Here is a 16,592-nt window from a genome sequence, read left to right as displayed (position 1 = left end):
GGGCAATGCCCTGGCCCTGACCTATCGGTCCCGCCCTTTAGGTGGCCGGCTAACAAGCCCAAGCGCAGCTGCCCTTGCCGCCTCCCCCGGCTTCATCAACAGATCGAACCAGCACAGTTCAGCAGAGTTATCAGATCCAAAATAAGGAATTGACCATGTATCTGCACACACAGCTTCTGATTAACGAAATTGCCGCCGACGAACCCGATCCCGCCGCAGCGAACGCCCTGCAGGAGGGCCTCGGCGGGCAGTTCGGCGAGATGCGCACCATGATGCAGTACCTGTTCCAGAGCATGAACTTCCGCGGCGACGCAGCCGCCAAGCCCTACAAGGACCTTCTTCAGGGTGTGGGCACTGAAGAGATCAGCCATGTGGAGCTTATCGGAACCACGATTTCACAACTCCTGGACGGCTCGCCGCGGTATCAGGGCAAGAAAACCGATCCTGTGGATGAGCCGGGCGCAAAGGGGGCCACCCCACTGAAAATCGCGTTGGATACCAGCAACATCCATCATTACCTCGTGGGTGCCCAAGGTGCCCTGCCCGTGGATGCTGCCGGCAATCCGTGGAGCGGATCGTACGTGTACAACAGCGGCAACGTCGTCCTGGACTTGCTCTACAACCTGATGCTGGAGTCCACAGGACGGCTGCAGAAATGTCGGATCTACGAGATGACGGAGAACAAGACAGCCCGCTCCACCATCGCGTACCTGATCGTCCGGGACCAGGCTCATGAGAACGCCTTTGCGAAGGCGCTTGAGAGCCTCGGTGTGAACTGGGGCAAGGTCCTGCCCATACCCAAAACCAACGCAGAACAGTTTCCGGAGGTGAAGAAGTTGCTCGACAAGGGGCTCCAGAGCATCCAGTACACGTTCAGCGCAGACAATCTCAGCGAAGCGGGAAAGCTCTACCGTGGGGCTTCACCATCCAACGATGGAACCGATCTCAGCACCGACATCATGCCTGAGGGCTTCCCCATGACCATCTCGCCTGAACGCCGTGAAGAGTTCGCGCCAGGGCTGGATCCGGAACTGCTCGCACTCATTCAGGCCACAGCGGAAGCTGAGCTCGTGGACGCGGAGAACCCGAAAGTAGCCAAGGGGTAGGGGCACTGCCCGGCTCCCGGGGCAGGCTCCCACGCTCGGCCCGTCACCGGGCATGGGGAGCCGCCAGCCGAACCTCAGCGGCCCGGACCGGTCGCGGCTTACGGCCGAGACGCCATTTCGCTGGTTCCTTGCACACTCGACGCTTCCGGGCGTCGAGTGTGCAAGGAACCGTCGAAACGGCCTGCAGTTGGCGCAAACACGGGGGCTTTGAAGCCGCGAAATCAGCCGCCGCAGGTGCGGTATAGTTCACCCCACAGCCTTGAAAACAGCGCGGAATCGCGGGGCGGGGACCAGCCCACTGAGACACGGAAAGACAGCAGCGCATGACTCGACGGCGAGGAGTGTCCCTGGCGGGGCAGTATCTGCGCCTTCAGCTGCTGATAGTGCTCGCCGTGCTAGTGGCGGTGGTGGCGATTTCCCTGGCGCAGTCCGCGGCCTCCTTCGAACGCATCGAAGGACGCCGGGCGCTGTCGGCTGCTGAGACGCTTGCCGCCAACCCAACGGTCCGCGGCCTGCTGGAAAACGCCCAGCCGGGAAGCGGCTCTGCCCTTCCTTCCGTCGCCGAAACGGTGCGCACCATCTCGGGGTCCGCGCATGTTGCCCTGGCCCGCGCGGACGGGACAGTGGTGACGTCCTCGGACCCATTGCAGCAGGGCCGCCAGATGGAGCTGGGCGACAGCGTGGTGATGGCCGGGAGGGCCTGGACCGGGCTGGTGGGCAACGGGCGGTCGCAAGCGCTTTCCGCCCACGTCCCCGTGCTGAACGAAAAAGGCAAGATGGTGGGAATCGCCGCCGTCGGCAGGAACTTTCCGTCCGTGACGGAGCGGCTCGGGGATGCGGTGCCGAACCTGCTGACGTACCTGGGGGTTGCCAGCGTCCTCGGCGTGGCCGGGTCGCTGCTGCTGGCCCGGCGCGTCAAGCGCCAGACCCTGGGCATGGAGCCGGATGAGATCACCGGCCTCGTCGAAAACCGGGAGGCGATGCTTCACGGGCTCAAGGAGGGCGTGGTGGCGCTCGACCCGGAGCAGCGGATAACCGTGGCCAATGACAGCGCCCGGCGGCTGCTGGGACTGCCGGATGACTGTGTGGGGAAGGACCTCGCGAGCCTCGAGGTGGAGCCGTCGCTGAAGGAGGTGCTCACCGAGGACCAGCCAGTTGCCGACCGGCTGGTCCTCGTGGGGGAGAGCCTGGTGGTCCTGAACCGGGTGCCCATCCGGTCCCGTGGGCGCGTCATCGGCTCCGTGACCACGCTGCGCGACCGCACGGAGCTTGCTTCCCTGGAGCGTGAGCTCGGGACCACCCGGACGGCCACGGACACCCTTCGCGCGCAGGCGCACGAATTCGCGAACCAGCTCCACACGATTTCCGGCCTGATCCAGATCGGCGAGTATGACGCGGTCGTGCAGTTCGTCAACGGCGCCACCTCCAACCGCACGCGCCTCAACGACGAGGTGACCAGCAGGATCGCGGACCCGGCGCTGGCCGCGCTGCTGATCGCCAAGTCGAGCCTGGCCGCCGAGCGCGGCGTGTCGCTGGAACTCGCGCCGGAGTCCCGGCTGGACCGCGTCGATGAGGAACTGTCCCGGGACCTGACGACGGTGGTGGGGAACCTCGTGGACAACGCCCTCGACGCCGTCACCAACACGGCCGGTGCCGAGGTGGAGGTGCTGATCGAGGACGCCGACGGCGGCATCAGTGTTGTGGTGCATGATTCCGGGCCAGGGGTCCCGGCAGGGGTCATGGACGACATTTTCCGGCAGGGCTTCAGCACCAAGACGACGTCCGAGGGCGGGCGGGGGTACGGTCTGGCATTGGCACGCGTGGTCTGCCAGCGCCATGGCGGCCGCCTGACGGTGCACAATGACGCCGGGGCAGTGTTCACGGCGGAACTGTTCCGCGCGGGACCGGCGGGAAGAGACAAGCCAGGCAAAGCGAGGCGGCCATGATCAACGTTCTGATTGTCGATGACGACTTTATGGTGGCCAAGGTGCACGCCGGTTTCATCCAGCGCACGCCCGGCTTTCAGGTTGTGGGGGTGGCCCACACCGGCGCCCAGGCGGTGCTGGAGACACAACGGCTCCAGCCGGACCTGGTCCTGCTGGATATCCACCTGCCCGACATCAACGGCCTCGACCTGATGCACCAGCTGCGGGAAGTGGCGCCGGAGCTGGACGTGCTGGTGATCAGCGCCGCCAGGGAAGTCGAAACCGTCCGCCGGGCGCTCCGCGGCGGGATTGTGCACTACCTGATCAAGCCGTTTTCCCAGACGGACCTGCAGGAGCGCCTGGAGCACTACCGGAACACCTACCAGAGCCTGGATTCCTCCAAGGACGTCGCCGAGCAGGCCGACGTCAACCGGGTCTTCGGACTGGAACGTGGGGAGCGTCCGCTGCCCAAGGGCTGCAGCGCGGAGACCCTGCAGGTGGTGGAGCGGGCGCTGCGCGAGGCCGCGGGCGACGTCTCCGCCGCTGAGCTGGCAGGCTTGGTAGGCACGTCGCGTGTGAGCGCTCGGCGCTACCTTGAGTACCTCAATGACGAGGGGATGGTGGAAGTCACCCTGAAGTACGGCGTCGGACGCCCCGAGCGGCGGTACGAATGGAAGGCGGGGTGAGCGTGCTCAGGTGGCCGTCCGTGCCATGACGGTTTCGATCCCCTTCCGCGCGCTGGCGGTGACCCGGTCGATGTCGGCGGCCCCGTCGACGCGGACCACAATGCCCCGTTCGGCATAGTGTGCGATGACGGGTTCGGTTTCTTCACGGTAAATCCGCAGGCGGTGGCGGATGACGTCCTCGGTGTCATCGGTTCGTCCTTCAATGCCGGCGCGGAGCAGCAGCCGCCGGACGATCTCCTCGTCACCGACGGTGACTTCCAGAACGGCCTCCAATGCATTTCCCGTGCCCTTCAGGATGGCGTCCAGGTCATTCATCTGGGCAACGGTGCGGGGGTAGCCGTCAAGGAGGAAACCCTTCGTGACGTCCTGCCGGGACAGCCGCTCGCGGACCATGGCGGTGGTGACGTGGTCCGGGACGAGGTCGCCGGAGTCCAGGTACTTTTCCGCCTGGATCCCCAAGGGAGTGTGGGCGGCCAGGTGGGTCCGGAACATGTCGCCCGTGGAGATCTCCACGATGCCCAGCTGTTCACTGAGGCGGTGCGCCTGGGTGCCTTTGCCCGAGCCGGGAGGGCCGATGATCAGCAGTCTCGACATGCGTCTTGTCCGTTCTGCGCGGTGTGATGAGAGGCGTGATGCAGCGGGGTGGTTTCACGGGACTGCCGCTCGGTTCCGCCGGATTTCCGGCCGCAAGTTTGTCCGATTCTACCGGCGTGGGCCCGGCCAGGCGAGGCCCCGCAGGCTCGGCTGCCCTACCTGACCAGCCGCGTACTGCCGGAAGATTCCGGGTAGTTCCCGTGCTAAAAACGGGTAGTCGCCTCGCGTGACGCCAGGCCCGGACGCGCCGTTGAATGGGTTGTCACAGGGCAGGAGTCAACATCAGCGGGGGGAACAGCATGAAATTTTCGCGGAAGCCGGGCACACACCGGCATAGATCCGGGGCGGCGCGCATAGCGTGCGGGGGCAGACCATGAGCTCCGGGCTGGCCTCGGCCGTGCAGTTCGCCGGCTCGCTGCCGGGCTCGATCGTTTTGACGCTGGGGCAGACCCTGGTGGTCGTGTGCGCCTGTTCGGACATGGTCCGCATGATGTCCGTGCCGCGCTCCCACGGACGGTATGTGGCCAACACTGTTTTCCGGACGCTTGCGCCGCTGGCGGTTCTGACCGTGGCCCTCCGGGTGCTGCTCGATGCGGCCTCCGGCGTCTGGCCGAACGTTACCGCCGGGATGTTCGTGCTGGTGGTTTTGACCTACCGGTGGCGCACCGACACCGATGAGGACAGCTGGTGGAAGGGCAAAGGCAAGGCGCTGGGCAAATGGCTCCGGAAGCAGGCCGGGTCACGGACCCTGGTTGCCCCGGCTGCCGGACTGGCACGCGTCGCCCTGCCCGTCAGGCGCTAAGTCAGTCGTTAAAGAGCCCGGCCAGGTCCTCGGCTGTCAGCGCGCCGCCGGAGAGCGCGTCGCCCTCCATCACGTCGGCGAACAGCTGCGACTTCTTCGCCTTGAGCGCCATGACCTTTTCCTCGATGGTGTCCTTGGCCACCAGCCGGTACACCATGACGTTCCTGGCCTGGCCGATGCGGTGTGTGCGGTCCACAGCCTGCGCCTCCGACGCCGGGTTCCACCATGGGTCCAGCAGGAACACGTAGTCGGCTTCGGTGAGGTTCAGGCCGAAGCCGCCGGCCTTGAGGCTGATCAGGAACACGGGGGCCGCGCCGTTCTTGAACTCGTTCACCACATCCGTGCGGTTCCGGGTGCCGCCGTCGAGATAGCAGAACTCGATGTTCTCTTCGACGAGGCGCTCGCGGACCTTCCCGAGGAAGCCCGTGAACTGGCTGAAGATCAGGGCCCGGTGGCCTTCAGCCACCAGGTCCTCGAGCTGTTCGAAGAGCACGTCCAGCTTGCTGGACCGCACTCCCGACAGCGAGGCATCCACGAGTGATGCGTCCAGGCTCAGCTGCCTCAGCAGTGTCAGCGACTGGAAGATCGTGAAGCGGTTCTTGTTCACATCGTCGATCAGGCCCAGGATCTTCTGCCGCTCGCGCTGCAGATGCGTCTGGTACACCTTCTGGTGGCGCGGGTTGAGGACCACCTCAAGGACCTGCTCCTGCTTGGGCGGCAGGTCCTTGATGACCTGCTCTTTGGTGCGGCGCATCATGAGCGGACGGACCCGACGGCGGAGCTTGTCCAGCTGCCCCTTGTCACCGTTTTTTTCCACGGGCTTCTGGTAATACTCGGCGAACCGCGAGGGGCTCGCGAACAGCCCGGGAGCCACAATCGAGGTCAGCGCCCAGAACTCCATGAGATTGTTCTCCAACGGCGTGCCGGTGATGGCCAGCTTAAAAGCCGCCGGAAGCTTGCGGGCGCACTGGTAGGCCTTGGACTGGTGGTTCTTCACAAACTGGGCCTCGTCAAGCACCAGTCCGGACCACCGCCGCCCCGCGTAAGCCTCGTAGTCGATCCGGAACAGGGCGTAGGACGTGATGACTATGTCCGCCCCGGCCATGGCCTCGGCCGGGTCGGCCCCGCTCTTGGCAAACGTCTCGCCGATCGCGCGCACCGTGAGCCCCGGGGCGAAGCGCCCGGCCTCCGCCTGCCAGTTGCCCACGACGCTCGTGGGAGCCACCACCAAAAAGGGCGCACCGCCGTCGGCCGGGCTGTCTTCATGCTCCTTCGCGGCGCACATCAGGGCCAGCGCCTGCACCGTCTTGCCGAGCCCCATGTCGTCGGCCAGCACACCGCCGAGCCTTTGCCGGTACAGGAAACTCAGCCAGTTGTAGCCCTCCAGCTGGTACGGGCGCAGCTCCGCGTTCAAGGTGGGAGGGAGGGGCAGGCCCCGTATGTCGCCCTCCAGCAGACCGCCCACCGACTGGCGCCAGGCGGCGGCCTGTTCATCGACGATCCCCAGCTGCGCCAGCTCGTCCCACAGCCCGGCCTGGAAACGGCTGATCTGCAGCGTGCCGTCCTTGTTGTCGGGGTTGTCTTGAAGGGAGCGGGCTTCGTCAATCAGCGCCCGCAGCTGGTGCAGCTCCGGCAGGTCCAGGGAGAAGTAGGCGCCACTGGGCAGCAGCATCCGCGTCTGCCCGGCGGCAAGCGCAGAAAACAGCGCGGCGAAGGACACGGGCTCGCCTTCCAGGGTGATCACGATGCCCAGGTCGAACCAGTCGCGCTGGTCCGTGGCCTTGGTGGAGATCTCCACCACCGGGGCTTCCTCGGCCTCGCGGTAGTCGGCCATGTCGCCCGATGTTTCCACGGACACCTCGGGGGTTTCCCGCAACCGGGGGAGGACCTCCTCCGTGAACGCCAGGGTGTCCAGGCCGCTGAGTTCTGCCGTTGCAGCGAGCCGCGGCGTACCCCAGCCGCCAGTCGCGGACTCACCCAGCTTCGGCACCACATCCCACGGCTGGCCAAGCGATTCCAGGATCCGGGCCTCGGCGGCGTCGTCGCGGTAGCCATGGTCGCCAGGATGGCGCCATAGCGGCTGCGCGGTGACGAGGTTTCCGGATGTGTAGTGCCATTCCCAGTGCAGCCGGACCAGGTGGTCGGTGCCGTAGTTCGCCAGCAGGGACAGCGTGGGGACGGCCAGCTCGGGCAGTTCCACCGACTCGTCCGATGCCGTGACCGGTGCCGCCTGCTTGAGCTTGGGATAGAAGCCTGTAAGGAAACGGCTCTCATCCCGCGCCGGGATATGAAGGGTGCTGCCGGCCGTCACGAACGTCAGGAGCTCCTCACTGAGCCCGCTTTCCAGCGGGGCGAGGGTGATGGTGCTGTCCCCGGCGACGCCGGGAAGCGCGCCGCCCTCGCCGGACGTGACAAAAATGCCGTGCGCCGGACGGCCGATGGTGCCTACCGCCGCGGGATCCGCCTCCACCCCCTCCACGGTGACGGTGGGGGCAAGCTCCAGCCCGCCGTCGTCGGATGCCGGGCTGCCGTAGCGGCTCAGATTAAGGCCGACGGCGGCGGGCGCCTCGGCGACCCTCACGGGCTCCTGCCCGCGGCTGTGGACCAGGGCAACACCGATCTTTTTGGCCTCGTCGAGCAGGCTCCACAGGTTCTTGCCGGCGAACGTGTTCATCCCCAGCCACAGGGCGGCCGACGAGTGCACCCGGCTGGCCGCCGACGTGTGGGCGGCGAGGAAGGACTGCATCCACTCCACATGGGCCTCGTTGCATTCCCGCTTGAAATTCAGGTAGCTGAGCGTGTTCCACGAGACGTCGCCGCGGATCCACTTGCCCTTGGCGCCCATGATCACCGGGCGGGCCTTGAGTTGGCGGACGCTGCGCAACGGGTCCCGGCGGCCGGTGTAGGAGAAGTGCGGGGCCGGCTCCTCCACCTCGAACTGGAGCGCCAGCGGGATGCCGCCCGCGGACGGCGTGATGCCGGGCTGCGAAATCAGCGGGCTGAGGGCCTGTTCCCAGTCTGCGAGTTTGGGCGCGGTGCCCTCCCTGGAGAGCCGGGAAATGTCAGCGGGTGCCAACAGCTTCACCCTGATGGCCGGGTTGTCTTCGGCGGCGAAGAGCAGGGCAGCCACATGCTTGCAGTCCTTGCGGACCGGGCAACTGCAGACGCCGACGGTACAGCTCCAGCCTCCCCCTCGCCGGACCAGTTTGGCGGTGGTTGAGTACGGTGCGTCGGCGCCGCCGCGCACCTTGCCCAGCATCAGGCCGGTGGCGGCGTCGAACGAAATTCCGGCGACGCGGCTGCCCATGGCATAGGCGAGTCCGGCCGCGAGGGAGCGGTCGTTGATCGCCGGGGTCTGGATTGCCAGTGCCGCACTCTCGTCCGGTTTGGATGGCATGGTGCGCGCTACTTTCGGCAGGTCAAAATTCTGCAGGTTATCTGATCCATCTTAGTCAGCCGGCAGAGGCCCCGAAACTTCGCCTGCCGTTCACCTGCGCCTCAACCCGCGGCAGGCGGCGGCGCGTACGTTGAAACTGTTCCGAGCAACACCGGCTTCTGCAGTGAGGATCCCCATGACTTCCAACGAGTACCCCGTCGTATTGATGCTTGAAGGCACCGACGCCGCGAACGACGAGGTGGTTGACGCCAACGTCGCCGTGGTCAATGCCATGTTCCGGGAGCTGCTCAATGCCGGGGAAATCGCCCCCAACGCCCTGCGCAGCTACTTTGTGGACTTTTACGTCACCCAGGCGCTGGGCGGCGGATTCGCGCAGTACGTTTTCACGGCCGCGGACCGCGACGAGCTGGACACGTACATCCGGGAGGGCCTCCAGGCCATGGGCGCCACTGCCCACCTGGCGCTGTTCGACCGCACGGCCGAGGCCTTCGACGCCCTCTCCGAGGAGGAAACGGAGATCTACCTGGACGGCGAATGGGACGCAGAGTCGGACGGTGAACTGCCGGACGGTGTCCAGGCCCTCGAAGACCTTGACGCCGAGTTCGAGGCGCTGCTGGAAACCGAGGACATCACAGGGCTCAACGCCGCGTGGCTCCGCGGGCAGGAGGGCCTGCTGGTCCTGGTGGGGGAGGAGCTCGCCGCCCACATCGCCTCGCGCGTGGCACGGGTTCCGGATCTTGAAGAGCGCCGGGCCGCAGCCGAGCAGGCCGCTCTCGAGACCGCACCCGAGTTTGAACTGATCATCCGCGAACTGTGCGACATCGCGGGCTACACACTTCAGAAGATCACCATGGGCGACCCCAACTTCGAGCACAACGGCGAGACCGTCCTGGCGTGGCAGTTCAGCACGGACCACGGCGACTTCCTCATGATCGAGGACGACGACGAGGCCTTCATGATCCATCCCGAGACCAGGGAAATCGTCGCGGCCGTGGAGTTCGAGGACGCTGACGAGGCGCTGGTGGACGCACGGCACCTCTAGCTCCGGCACCGGCAAGGGCACGCCATTTCGATGGTTCCCTGCGCACTCGATGCTTCGCAGCACCGAGCCTGCAGGGAACCGTCGAACCGGAGCCTAACTAGGCCTCGTCCCCGGCGTCCTCTTCCTTCAGCAGCAGGGCTGTGCCCTGATAGGCGGACAGTTCGAGGAAGAAACTGTGCAGGTCATCCACGTGCCCCACAGTCTCCCCGCTGAACAGGTCGTGAACGGCGGCGCCGGGCGGCAGGTGCGCGGACTGGATGCTGCCGGCGATGTCTTGGCCGGAGAAGTTGAGCACAGTCACCTGCAGCGTCCCGTCCCCCAGCTGGTTGACCATCACGAGCAGTCCGCGGTGGGAAACGTCCGGCACATCCAACAAAGTGGCTGTGGCTATGCCGCTCTCCTCCCGCACGGCCAGGATCCGCTGGAGCCGACGTGCAAAGGAATCGGGATTTTGGAGCTGCTCGGGAAGCGGCCCGTACAGGCTGCGGGCGCGGGGCATGCCCGCCGATGAGGTCTCCGCGTCCGGGCTGGTGCCCATGATGTCGTGGGCTCCGCGGTTGATCCAGCGGGTGTCGCCTTGGGAGGTGAGCTCGTGGACATGCTTGCGGTCGAGGGCTGATATGCCGGCGAGGTCCCACCCGGAAAGGGCGAAAACCCCGGGTTGCAGGGCGTTGTACATTGACAGCAGGATGTGGGCGTCCAGCACCTGTGCCTCCTGCTCGCGGGTTATCGCTTCAGGGTCCTGGATGCCGAGCGCGGCCATGATGAAGCTCACCGTTGTGCAGGCGATGCCGTTGGTCGTGAACACGGCGTTGTACGGTGCGTTCTCCCCGGTCAGACGCTCCCTCATGGTTTGCTGCACCTGTTCGGCGAGCTGGGCCCCGGTGAGTTCCTGGCCGTTGAACTCGAACACCTCATCCCGGTGTCCGGAGGCGAAGTGCATCAGCTCATAGGTGAGTTCGTCGTGGTTCTGCAGGGCGTGGACCAGAGAGGCCTGGTCGACGCCGATTTCCATCGACAGGCGGAGCGTCAGCCGCAATAGCTCGGTGTCGGCGGTGACCAGCGCGTAGTGATAGGCGGGCCGGGTGATGAAGTCGTAGGAAAGGTCGGGGCCGGACTCGGACGTCGCCTTGATGTCGTCGATTGTCAGGTTCAGCTCCTGGAAGGAGAACCCGCCAACCTTTCGGATCATCGATCCAATGAGCTGGTTGGCTGCCTCGGAGAGCGGATGTCCCTCAGACCAGCCCGGCTGTTCCTCGGCGCTCTTTTCCACTCCCAGGAAGCCGTTGGCGTCCAGGCGGAGCGCGCCGGTGCCCAGATCGACCAGTGAATGCAAAGCGTCCCCGACGACCAGGCGCATGCCGGCGAAGGTGGGATCCAGCCAGTTGATGGACGGCTGGCCCGCCTTGAAGTAGTGAAGGTAGACCCAGCGGCGGGTCTTTCCGGTGGTGTCAACGACCGGCCGCGTTGCGCTCCAGTTGGTCTCCTTGACGCCGGGTTCATAGAAGATGACCCGCTGGAGCCGGCCGATGATGTATCCGGCCTTTTGCAGCGCCTGTTCAGAGTCGGGACTGAGATTGGCCGAATCCTGCCCTTCGGGCACGTCCGGCAGCAGGTGCCAGTCCTCCTCGGGAATGTCGATCATGTGATAGATGCCCGGGTAGTCCCGAAAGTTCATTTCGGCAAGGCGGAAGTCCGCTCCCTTGCCGGTGTGGCCCGGAACGATGTCATCGATGACTGTTCCGCCGTGGTCGGCGGCGACGTCGCACATCTGCCGGAATTCGTCCTCCGTTCCAAACACGGGGTCGATCGCCATGCTGATCCGGTCAAAGTGCCCGTCGACGCTGGGAGTCTGGGTCCAGCCGCTGATGCCTCCGGCCAGTTTGACGGGTCCGGTGTGGAGTGCCCTGATCCCAATCTCCCGGAAGGCTTCCCACATGCCCGGGTCACCCAGGGCAGAAAGGAAGGACTGGCCAGGCCGGGTAATGAAGGACAGCGGGTAGGCGGTGAACCATACGGGAGCGCGCTCGACGGCGGCCCGGGGGTTGGGATGCGCGTAGGAGTTCTGCCACATGCTGGCCTGCCCTGAGAGCTGCCGGGCCAGCGTGTTGGCGTCTCCCAGCATGGCCTGGTTCCGCAGCCACTCGACGTAGGCCGCGTTCCGCCCGTCAAACTCAAGGGACGGCCTGGCGGCCAGGTACTGGCGCCTGCGGGCGATCGGTCTCAGGGCTTTCGGGCGGGCCGGATAAAACTGCTCGTCGTAGGTGATGTCCGCCGGCTCGGCAACAGAATCGGCCGTGGCCGAATCTGTTTCTTCGGCCGCTGTTTCTTCCGCCTCGGCGGCTACGGCCTCCGGTCCTGCGCTTCTCTCGTCGGTAGTTGATTTCCGCACTGATTGCTCCCTTCCACAGGTTTTTCCTCGGTGCCGTGGATGCCTCCAAGACCTTTGCCCAGAGTTCACGTACCCCGGCCCGCCGGGAGTATTCGCGTTTTATGAGCCAACGCCAGCCTATGTCGATTGGCCCTTGGCCGCATCGAAGCGCGCCCGTCAGCGAGCACGTTGACATTTGCAAAACGTTTTGTGTACTGTGGGTCACACGAAGTACAAAACGTTTTGCAAAGGACAGTCGATGGTGACAAGGGTTGGAATACGCGAGGTGGCAAAAGCCGCCGGGGTTTCGGTAACCACGGTCTCGCACGCGCTCAACGACGCCACCAGCTTCCGGGTCAAAGCGGAAACTCAGCAGCACATCCGGGACGTTGCCAAGGATCTTGGCTACGCGCCCAACAGGCTTGCCAGCGGACTGCGCAACCAGCGGTCCCAGATTCTTGGGCTTGTCAGTGATGAGATCACCACCACTCCCTTTGCCGGTGCCATGATTCGGGGGGCGCAGGACGCCGCCTACGAACGCGGCTACGTGGTCATGGTGGTTAACTCCGGCCTGGACAGCGAATTGGAGGCCCGGGAAATCCGCATGCTCCAGCAGCACCAGGTGGACGGTGTTGTGTATGCCAGGCTCTACCATCAGGGCGTGCAGGTGCCGGGCGAGCTGGCCGGCCTGCCCACCGTGCTGCTGGACGCCGTTACCGCTGACGGCTCCGTCTCATCCGTGGTTCCGGACGAGGTTGGCGCCGCCGAAACCGCCGTCGAAGCTCTCATCCGGGCGGGCCATACCAAGATCGGGATGATCAACAACCTGGACGATATTCCAGCCACGCACGGGCGCCTGGAGGGCTTCCGCAACGCTTTGGCACGGCACGGTCTGGAGCACGATCCCCGGCACTTCGTCGCCGGCGTGTCGGACACGCCGGGAGGCCGCCGCTCAGCCCTGGCCCTGCTCGGCCAGGAGGAACCGCCTACGGCGTTGTTCTGCTTCAGTGACAGGGTAGCGATGGGCGCCTACCAGGCAGCAACGGCACTGTCGCTGCGCATTCCCGAAGACGTCTCCATCGTGGGCATCGACAACCTGGAGCTCATCGCGGACGCTCTCTGGCCGGGACTCACTACCGTGGCTCTGCCGCACTACGACATGGGGCGCTGGGCGGTGAACCGCATCCTGGACGACATCGAGAATCCAGGGGCTCCGCCGGTCCAGACCCAGCTGGACTGCCCGTTGATCGAGCGGGGCTCGGTGGGTCCGCCCCCGGCATAACCGGTCAGCAACCACCACCACAACATCATTCAGTCCGAAGCCCGGACCCGAAAAAGGGACGCAGCCGTTGCAGCGGCCGCGTCCCGACGGACCCGGGGCAATCAACCACGCACAAATTCAGCAGAAGGATTGACCGTCATGAACAAGCGATTCACTCGGATCCTGGCCACCAGCATAGCCGCCGCGGCCCTCGTGGGCACCCTGGGCGCCTGCGGCAAGGGCAGCGCCTCGGCAACAACCGAGGGCAGCAACGAAATCACCATGTGGACCCACAACGCCGGCAACCCGGATGAGCTCAAGGCCATCCAGGGCGTCGTGGACTCCTACAACAAGAGCAGCGGCGCCAAAGCCCAGATCAAGGTCCAGGCGTTCCCGCAGGAGTCCTACAACGATTCGGTGGTGTCCGCCGCCGCCGCGGGCAAGCTGCCCTGCATTGTGGACATCGACGGCCCCAACGTCCCCAACTGGGCGTGGGCTCAGTACCTGACTCCGCTCAAGCTCTCGGCCGACCTGTCCAAGAACCTGCCCAGCACCGTGGCCAAGTGGGAAGGCGAGACCTACGCAGTCGGCTATTACGACGTCGCGCTGGCGATGCTCGCCCGTGCCTCCGACCTCAAGGCTGCCGGCATCCGCGTAGCCACTCTCGAGAAGCCATGGACGAAGGACGAGTTCCAGGAGGCGCTGACCAAGCTCAAGGCCCTGGGCAAGTGGCAGTACCCCCTCGACATGGGAACGGCCGGCACGGGAGAGTGGCTTCCCTACGCCTACTCGCCGCTGCTGCAGTCCTTCGGCGGAGACCTCGTCAACCGCGACGGCTTCCAGTCCGCGGACGGTGCGCTCAACGGCGAGAAGGCCATCGAATGGGCCACATGGTTCCGCGGACTCGCAGACCAGGGCTTCATGGCCAAGAAGAGCGGCAAGGATGCCACCCAGGACTTCCTGAACAACAAGAGCGGCATCGTCTACACCGGGTCCTGGGCCGCCGACAAGGCCCGCAAGGCACTCGGCAAGGACCTGGTGGTCATGCCCAGCGTGGACCTCGGCAACGGACCGAAGATCGGCGGCGCCTCGTGGCAGTGGGGCGTCACCAGCGGCTGCAAGAACTCCGAGGCCGCCATGGACTACCTCTCCTACTCCTTGAAGCCGGAAAACGTCGCCGCCGTGGCCAAGGCAACCGGAACCATCCCCGCCACGGATGAGGCCGCTGCGCTCCTCCCGGACTTCGCCGAAGGCGGCGCCAACCGGGTGCTCATGGAGTTCTCCCGCCAGCAGGCTGTCATGCGCCCCGAGACGCCGGCCTACCCTTTCATCGCCACCGAGTACGGCAAGGCCGTCCAGGACATCCTGGCCGGAGCCGACCCCAAGACCGTCCTGGACAAGGCGGTCAAGGCGATTGACGCCAACATCAAGTCCAACGGCGGCTACAAGAGCTAGCCGGCTGCCGAAAGGGAGGACGACGGCGGTACCCGCCCGCCGCCGTCGTCCTCCCGCCGGCACTGACCGTCAACGGAGACTCCCATGACAACCACCCAGCTTCCCACGCGCCGCTCCGGCGCCCCCGCCCCGGCAGCCCCGGCCCCGGCCACTCCGCGCCGCCGCCGTCCCGGCCGGCTGCGCGAACAGCTCAGCGGTTGGGGGATGATCGCACCCGCAGCGATCCTCCTGCTCGCTTTCGTCTTTCTCCCCGCGATCCTCGGTTTCGGCCTCGCGTTCACCAACGCCCGGCTCATTTCGCCCCGGCCCGTGGAGTTCGTGGGGACGGACAACTTCGCCCGGCTCTTCACCGATCCCACCTTCTGGCGGGCCCTGCTGAACGTCAGCTACTTCGCCGTCGTGGTCGTGCCCGTCCAGTCAGCGCTGGCCCTGGCCATGGCGCTGCTGATCAACAAGAAGTTCCGCGGCGTGAATTTCTTCCGCACCATCTACTTCCTGCCCGTGGTCACCTCGATGGTGGTGGTGTCCCTGCTGTGGCTGTTCCTCTACCGCAAGGACGGCCTGATCAATGAGATCCTCTCCACGGTGAGCTTCGGCCTCATTCCGGGAGCGGACTGGCTCAACGACCCCGCCACCGCTATGCCGGCCATCATCGCGCTGTCCATCTGGCAGGCCGCCGGCTTCCACATGATCATCTGGCTCGCCGGCCTGCAGAGCATCTCCGGCGAACTGTACGAGGCCGCGCAGCTCGACGGCGCCAGCCGCTGGCACCAGTTCCGCTACGTGACCTGGCCGGGCCTGAAGCACACCCGAAGCCTGGTCCTGGTGACCATCACCATCCAGGCTCTTGGGCTCTTCGACCAGGTCAGCGTCATGACCCAGGGCGGGCCGCTCGACTCCACCACCACCATCATCTACGAGGCAGTCCGCTCCGGCTTCAAGCAGCAGGAAACCTCCTACGCCTCGGCCATCTCGCTCGTATTCTTCGTCCTCGTGCTGCTGATCTCCGCAGTGCAGCGCTACCTGACCCGAGAGAAGGACTGACGTGAAAAGCGCCCTCCGCCTCAACTCCATCGGCGCCATGGCCGTGCGCATCCTGTTCGCCGCCGTCGCCGCGTTCCCCATCGTGTTCATGCTGGTGTCCTCGCTCAAGCCGGATCAGCAGATCTTCGGCGACATGTCCTCGGTGGCCGCATTCCTGCCCATCGGCAACATCTCGTTCGACAACTACGCGGCCGTGTTTGACCGCGTGCCGGCGGCCCGCTTCCTTATCAACTCCATCGGCATCTCCGCGGTCACGGTGGTGCTCGGCATTTTCATCAACAGCCTCTGCGCCTTCGCCCTGTCCCGCATGGAGGTCCGCGGCAAGCGCATCGTGTTCACCGCGATCCTGGCCACCCTGATCGTTCCCTTCCAGACCCTGGCGCTGCCGCTGGTGTGGTGGGTCAACCAGCTGCCCTACTTTGAACTCAACGGCTTCAGCCTCGAGTTCTCCAAGGGCTGGCTGGACACGTACCAGGTCCAGATCATCCCGTTCATCGCCAACGCGTTCTCCATCTACCTCTACCACCAGTACTTCGAGTCCATCCCCAAGGAACTGGATGAGGCAGCAAGGATCGACGGCGCCGGCTGGTTCAAGATCTACCGCCAGGTGGTGATGCCCCTGGCCGGTCCCGCCACCGCCACCGTGGCCATCCTGACCTTCCTGCCCGCCTGGAACTCCTACCTGTGGCCGCTCATGGTGGTCCAGTCCGAAGAACTCCGCCCGGTCATGATCGGCATCCAGTACTTCTTCCAGCTGAACGTCTCCTGGGGCGAGGTGATGGCCTACGCCTCCCTCATCACGGTTCCCGTGGTGGTCCTGTTCATCGCGTTCCAGCGCTCCTTCATCAACAGCATCGCCTCCAGCGGCGTCAAAGGCTGACCGGCATTTTCCTAGTTCGAAAGACAACC

Annotated in this window: 12 protein-coding genes; 9 read left to right on the top strand and 3 right to left on the bottom strand. The window is 65.5% G+C overall.

The features are described 5' to 3' along the window. Positions 1 to 155: 155 nt before the first annotated feature. From ACIP90_RS14560 to ACIP90_RS14550, 3 genes are all read left to right on the top strand, one after another. Positions 156 to 1,106, top strand: coding sequence for a manganese catalase family protein (locus ACIP90_RS14560; protein WP_400580125.1), 951 nt, complete (start codon positions 156 to 158; stop codon positions 1,104 to 1,106). Between the two features lie 341 nt (positions 1,107 to 1,447). Continuing rightward, on the top strand, positions 1,448 to 3,052 hold the full coding sequence (locus ACIP90_RS14555; RefSeq protein WP_400580201.1) for an ATP-binding protein: 1,605 nt from the start codon (positions 1,448 to 1,450) through the stop codon (positions 3,050 to 3,052). Further along, complete coding sequence (locus tag ACIP90_RS14550; RefSeq protein ID WP_400580124.1) at positions 3,049 to 3,717, top strand: response regulator; 669 nt, start codon at positions 3,049 to 3,051, stop codon at positions 3,715 to 3,717. Before ACIP90_RS14555 ends, ACIP90_RS14550 begins: the two co-directional genes overlap by 4 nt. A gap of 6 nt (positions 3,718 to 3,723) precedes the next feature. Here ACIP90_RS14550 and ACIP90_RS14545 read toward each other — a convergent pair whose 3' ends face one another. Continuing rightward, positions 3,724 to 4,311: an adenylate kinase gene (locus tag ACIP90_RS14545; protein ID WP_400580123.1), complete on the bottom strand. Its 588-nt coding sequence runs from the start codon at positions 4,309 to 4,311 to the stop codon at positions 3,724 to 3,726. A gap of 373 nt (positions 4,312 to 4,684) precedes the next feature. Here ACIP90_RS14545 and ACIP90_RS14540 point away from each other — a divergent pair, with 373 nt between their 5' ends. Then, on the top strand, positions 4,685 to 5,113 hold the full coding sequence (locus ACIP90_RS14540) for a hypothetical protein (protein WP_400580122.1): 429 nt from the start codon (positions 4,685 to 4,687) through the stop codon (positions 5,111 to 5,113). A gap of 1 nt (position 5,114) precedes the next feature. On the opposite strand, the gene ACIP90_RS14535 is transcribed toward ACIP90_RS14540, so the two are convergent. After that, a complete protein-coding gene (locus ACIP90_RS14535) occupies positions 5,115 to 8,510 on the bottom strand; it encodes an SNF2-related protein (RefSeq protein ID WP_400580121.1) in 3,396 nt (1,131 codons plus the stop codon). Positions 8,511 to 8,685: 175 nt separating this feature from the next. On the opposite strand from ACIP90_RS14535, the gene ACIP90_RS14530 reads away from it, so the two are divergent. Further along, the gene (locus ACIP90_RS14530; protein ID WP_400580120.1) at positions 8,686 to 9,552 is read left to right on the top strand and encodes a hypothetical protein; all 867 of its coding nucleotides are present in this window, start codon (positions 8,686 to 8,688) and stop codon (positions 9,550 to 9,552) included. 97 nt (positions 9,553 to 9,649) lie between these two features. Here the strand turns inward: ACIP90_RS14530 and treS are convergent, their stop codons facing one another. Further along, positions 9,650 to 11,821 carry a maltose alpha-D-glucosyltransferase gene (gene treS / locus ACIP90_RS14525; RefSeq protein WP_400580200.1) on the bottom strand — a complete coding sequence of 724 codons (2,172 nt, stop codon included), beginning with the start codon at positions 11,819 to 11,821 and terminating at the stop codon, positions 9,650 to 9,652. 361 nt (positions 11,822 to 12,182) lie between these two features. Between treS and ACIP90_RS14520 the strand changes: the two genes are divergently transcribed. The 4 genes from ACIP90_RS14520 (at position 12,183) to ACIP90_RS14505 (ending at position 16,563) form a co-directional block, all read left to right on the top strand. Further along, the gene (locus tag ACIP90_RS14520) at positions 12,183 to 13,205 is read left to right on the top strand and encodes a LacI family DNA-binding transcriptional regulator (RefSeq protein ID WP_400580119.1); all 1,023 of its coding nucleotides are present in this window, start codon (positions 12,183 to 12,185) and stop codon (positions 13,203 to 13,205) included. A 138-nt stretch (positions 13,206 to 13,343) separates the two neighbouring features. Then, positions 13,344 to 14,639: an extracellular solute-binding protein gene (locus tag ACIP90_RS14515; protein ID WP_400580118.1), complete on the top strand. Its 1,296-nt coding sequence runs from the start codon at positions 13,344 to 13,346 to the stop codon at positions 14,637 to 14,639. 84 nt (positions 14,640 to 14,723) lie between these two features. Continuing rightward, positions 14,724 to 15,683 (top strand): carbohydrate ABC transporter permease, encoded by a 960-nt coding sequence (locus tag ACIP90_RS14510; protein ID WP_400580117.1) that lies wholly within the window; start codon positions 14,724 to 14,726, stop codon positions 15,681 to 15,683. A 1-nt stretch (position 15,684) separates the two neighbouring features. Then, positions 15,685 to 16,563 (top strand): carbohydrate ABC transporter permease, encoded by an 879-nt coding sequence (locus ACIP90_RS14505; protein WP_400580116.1) that lies wholly within the window; start codon positions 15,685 to 15,687, stop codon positions 16,561 to 16,563. The last annotated feature ends 29 nt before the right edge of the window (positions 16,564 to 16,592 follow it).

Source organism: Arthrobacter sp. NPDC093139, from assembly GCF_044754165.1.
Classification (GTDB): domain Bacteria; phylum Actinomycetota; class Actinomycetes; order Actinomycetales; family Micrococcaceae; genus Arthrobacter.
Note: the sequence above shows the minus strand (reverse complement) of the source record. Positions and strands in the feature narration are given on the sequence as shown.

Coding starts and splice junctions, on each gene's coding strand:
- ACIP90_RS14560 (WP_400580125.1), top strand. CDS start 156: ATGTATCTGCACACACAGCTTCTGATTAACGAAATTGCCGCCGACGAA.
- ACIP90_RS14550 (WP_400580124.1), top strand. CDS start 3,049: ATGATCAACGTTCTGATTGTCGATGACGACTTTATGGTGGCCAAGGTG.
- ACIP90_RS14545 (WP_400580123.1), bottom strand. CDS start 4,311: ATGTCGAGACTGCTGATCATCGGCCCTCCCGGCTCGGGCAAAGGCACC.
- ACIP90_RS14540 (WP_400580122.1), top strand. CDS start 4,685: ATGAGCTCCGGGCTGGCCTCGGCCGTGCAGTTCGCCGGCTCGCTGCCG.
- ACIP90_RS14535 (WP_400580121.1), bottom strand. CDS start 8,510: ATGCCATCCAAACCGGACGAGAGTGCGGCACTGGCAATCCAGACCCCG.
- ACIP90_RS14530 (WP_400580120.1), top strand. CDS start 8,686: ATGACTTCCAACGAGTACCCCGTCGTATTGATGCTTGAAGGCACCGAC.
- ACIP90_RS14520 (WP_400580119.1), top strand. CDS start 12,183: ATGGTGACAAGGGTTGGAATACGCGAGGTGGCAAAAGCCGCCGGGGTT.
- ACIP90_RS14515 (WP_400580118.1), top strand. CDS start 13,344: ATGAACAAGCGATTCACTCGGATCCTGGCCACCAGCATAGCCGCCGCG.
- ACIP90_RS14510 (WP_400580117.1), top strand. CDS start 14,724: ATGACAACCACCCAGCTTCCCACGCGCCGCTCCGGCGCCCCCGCCCCG.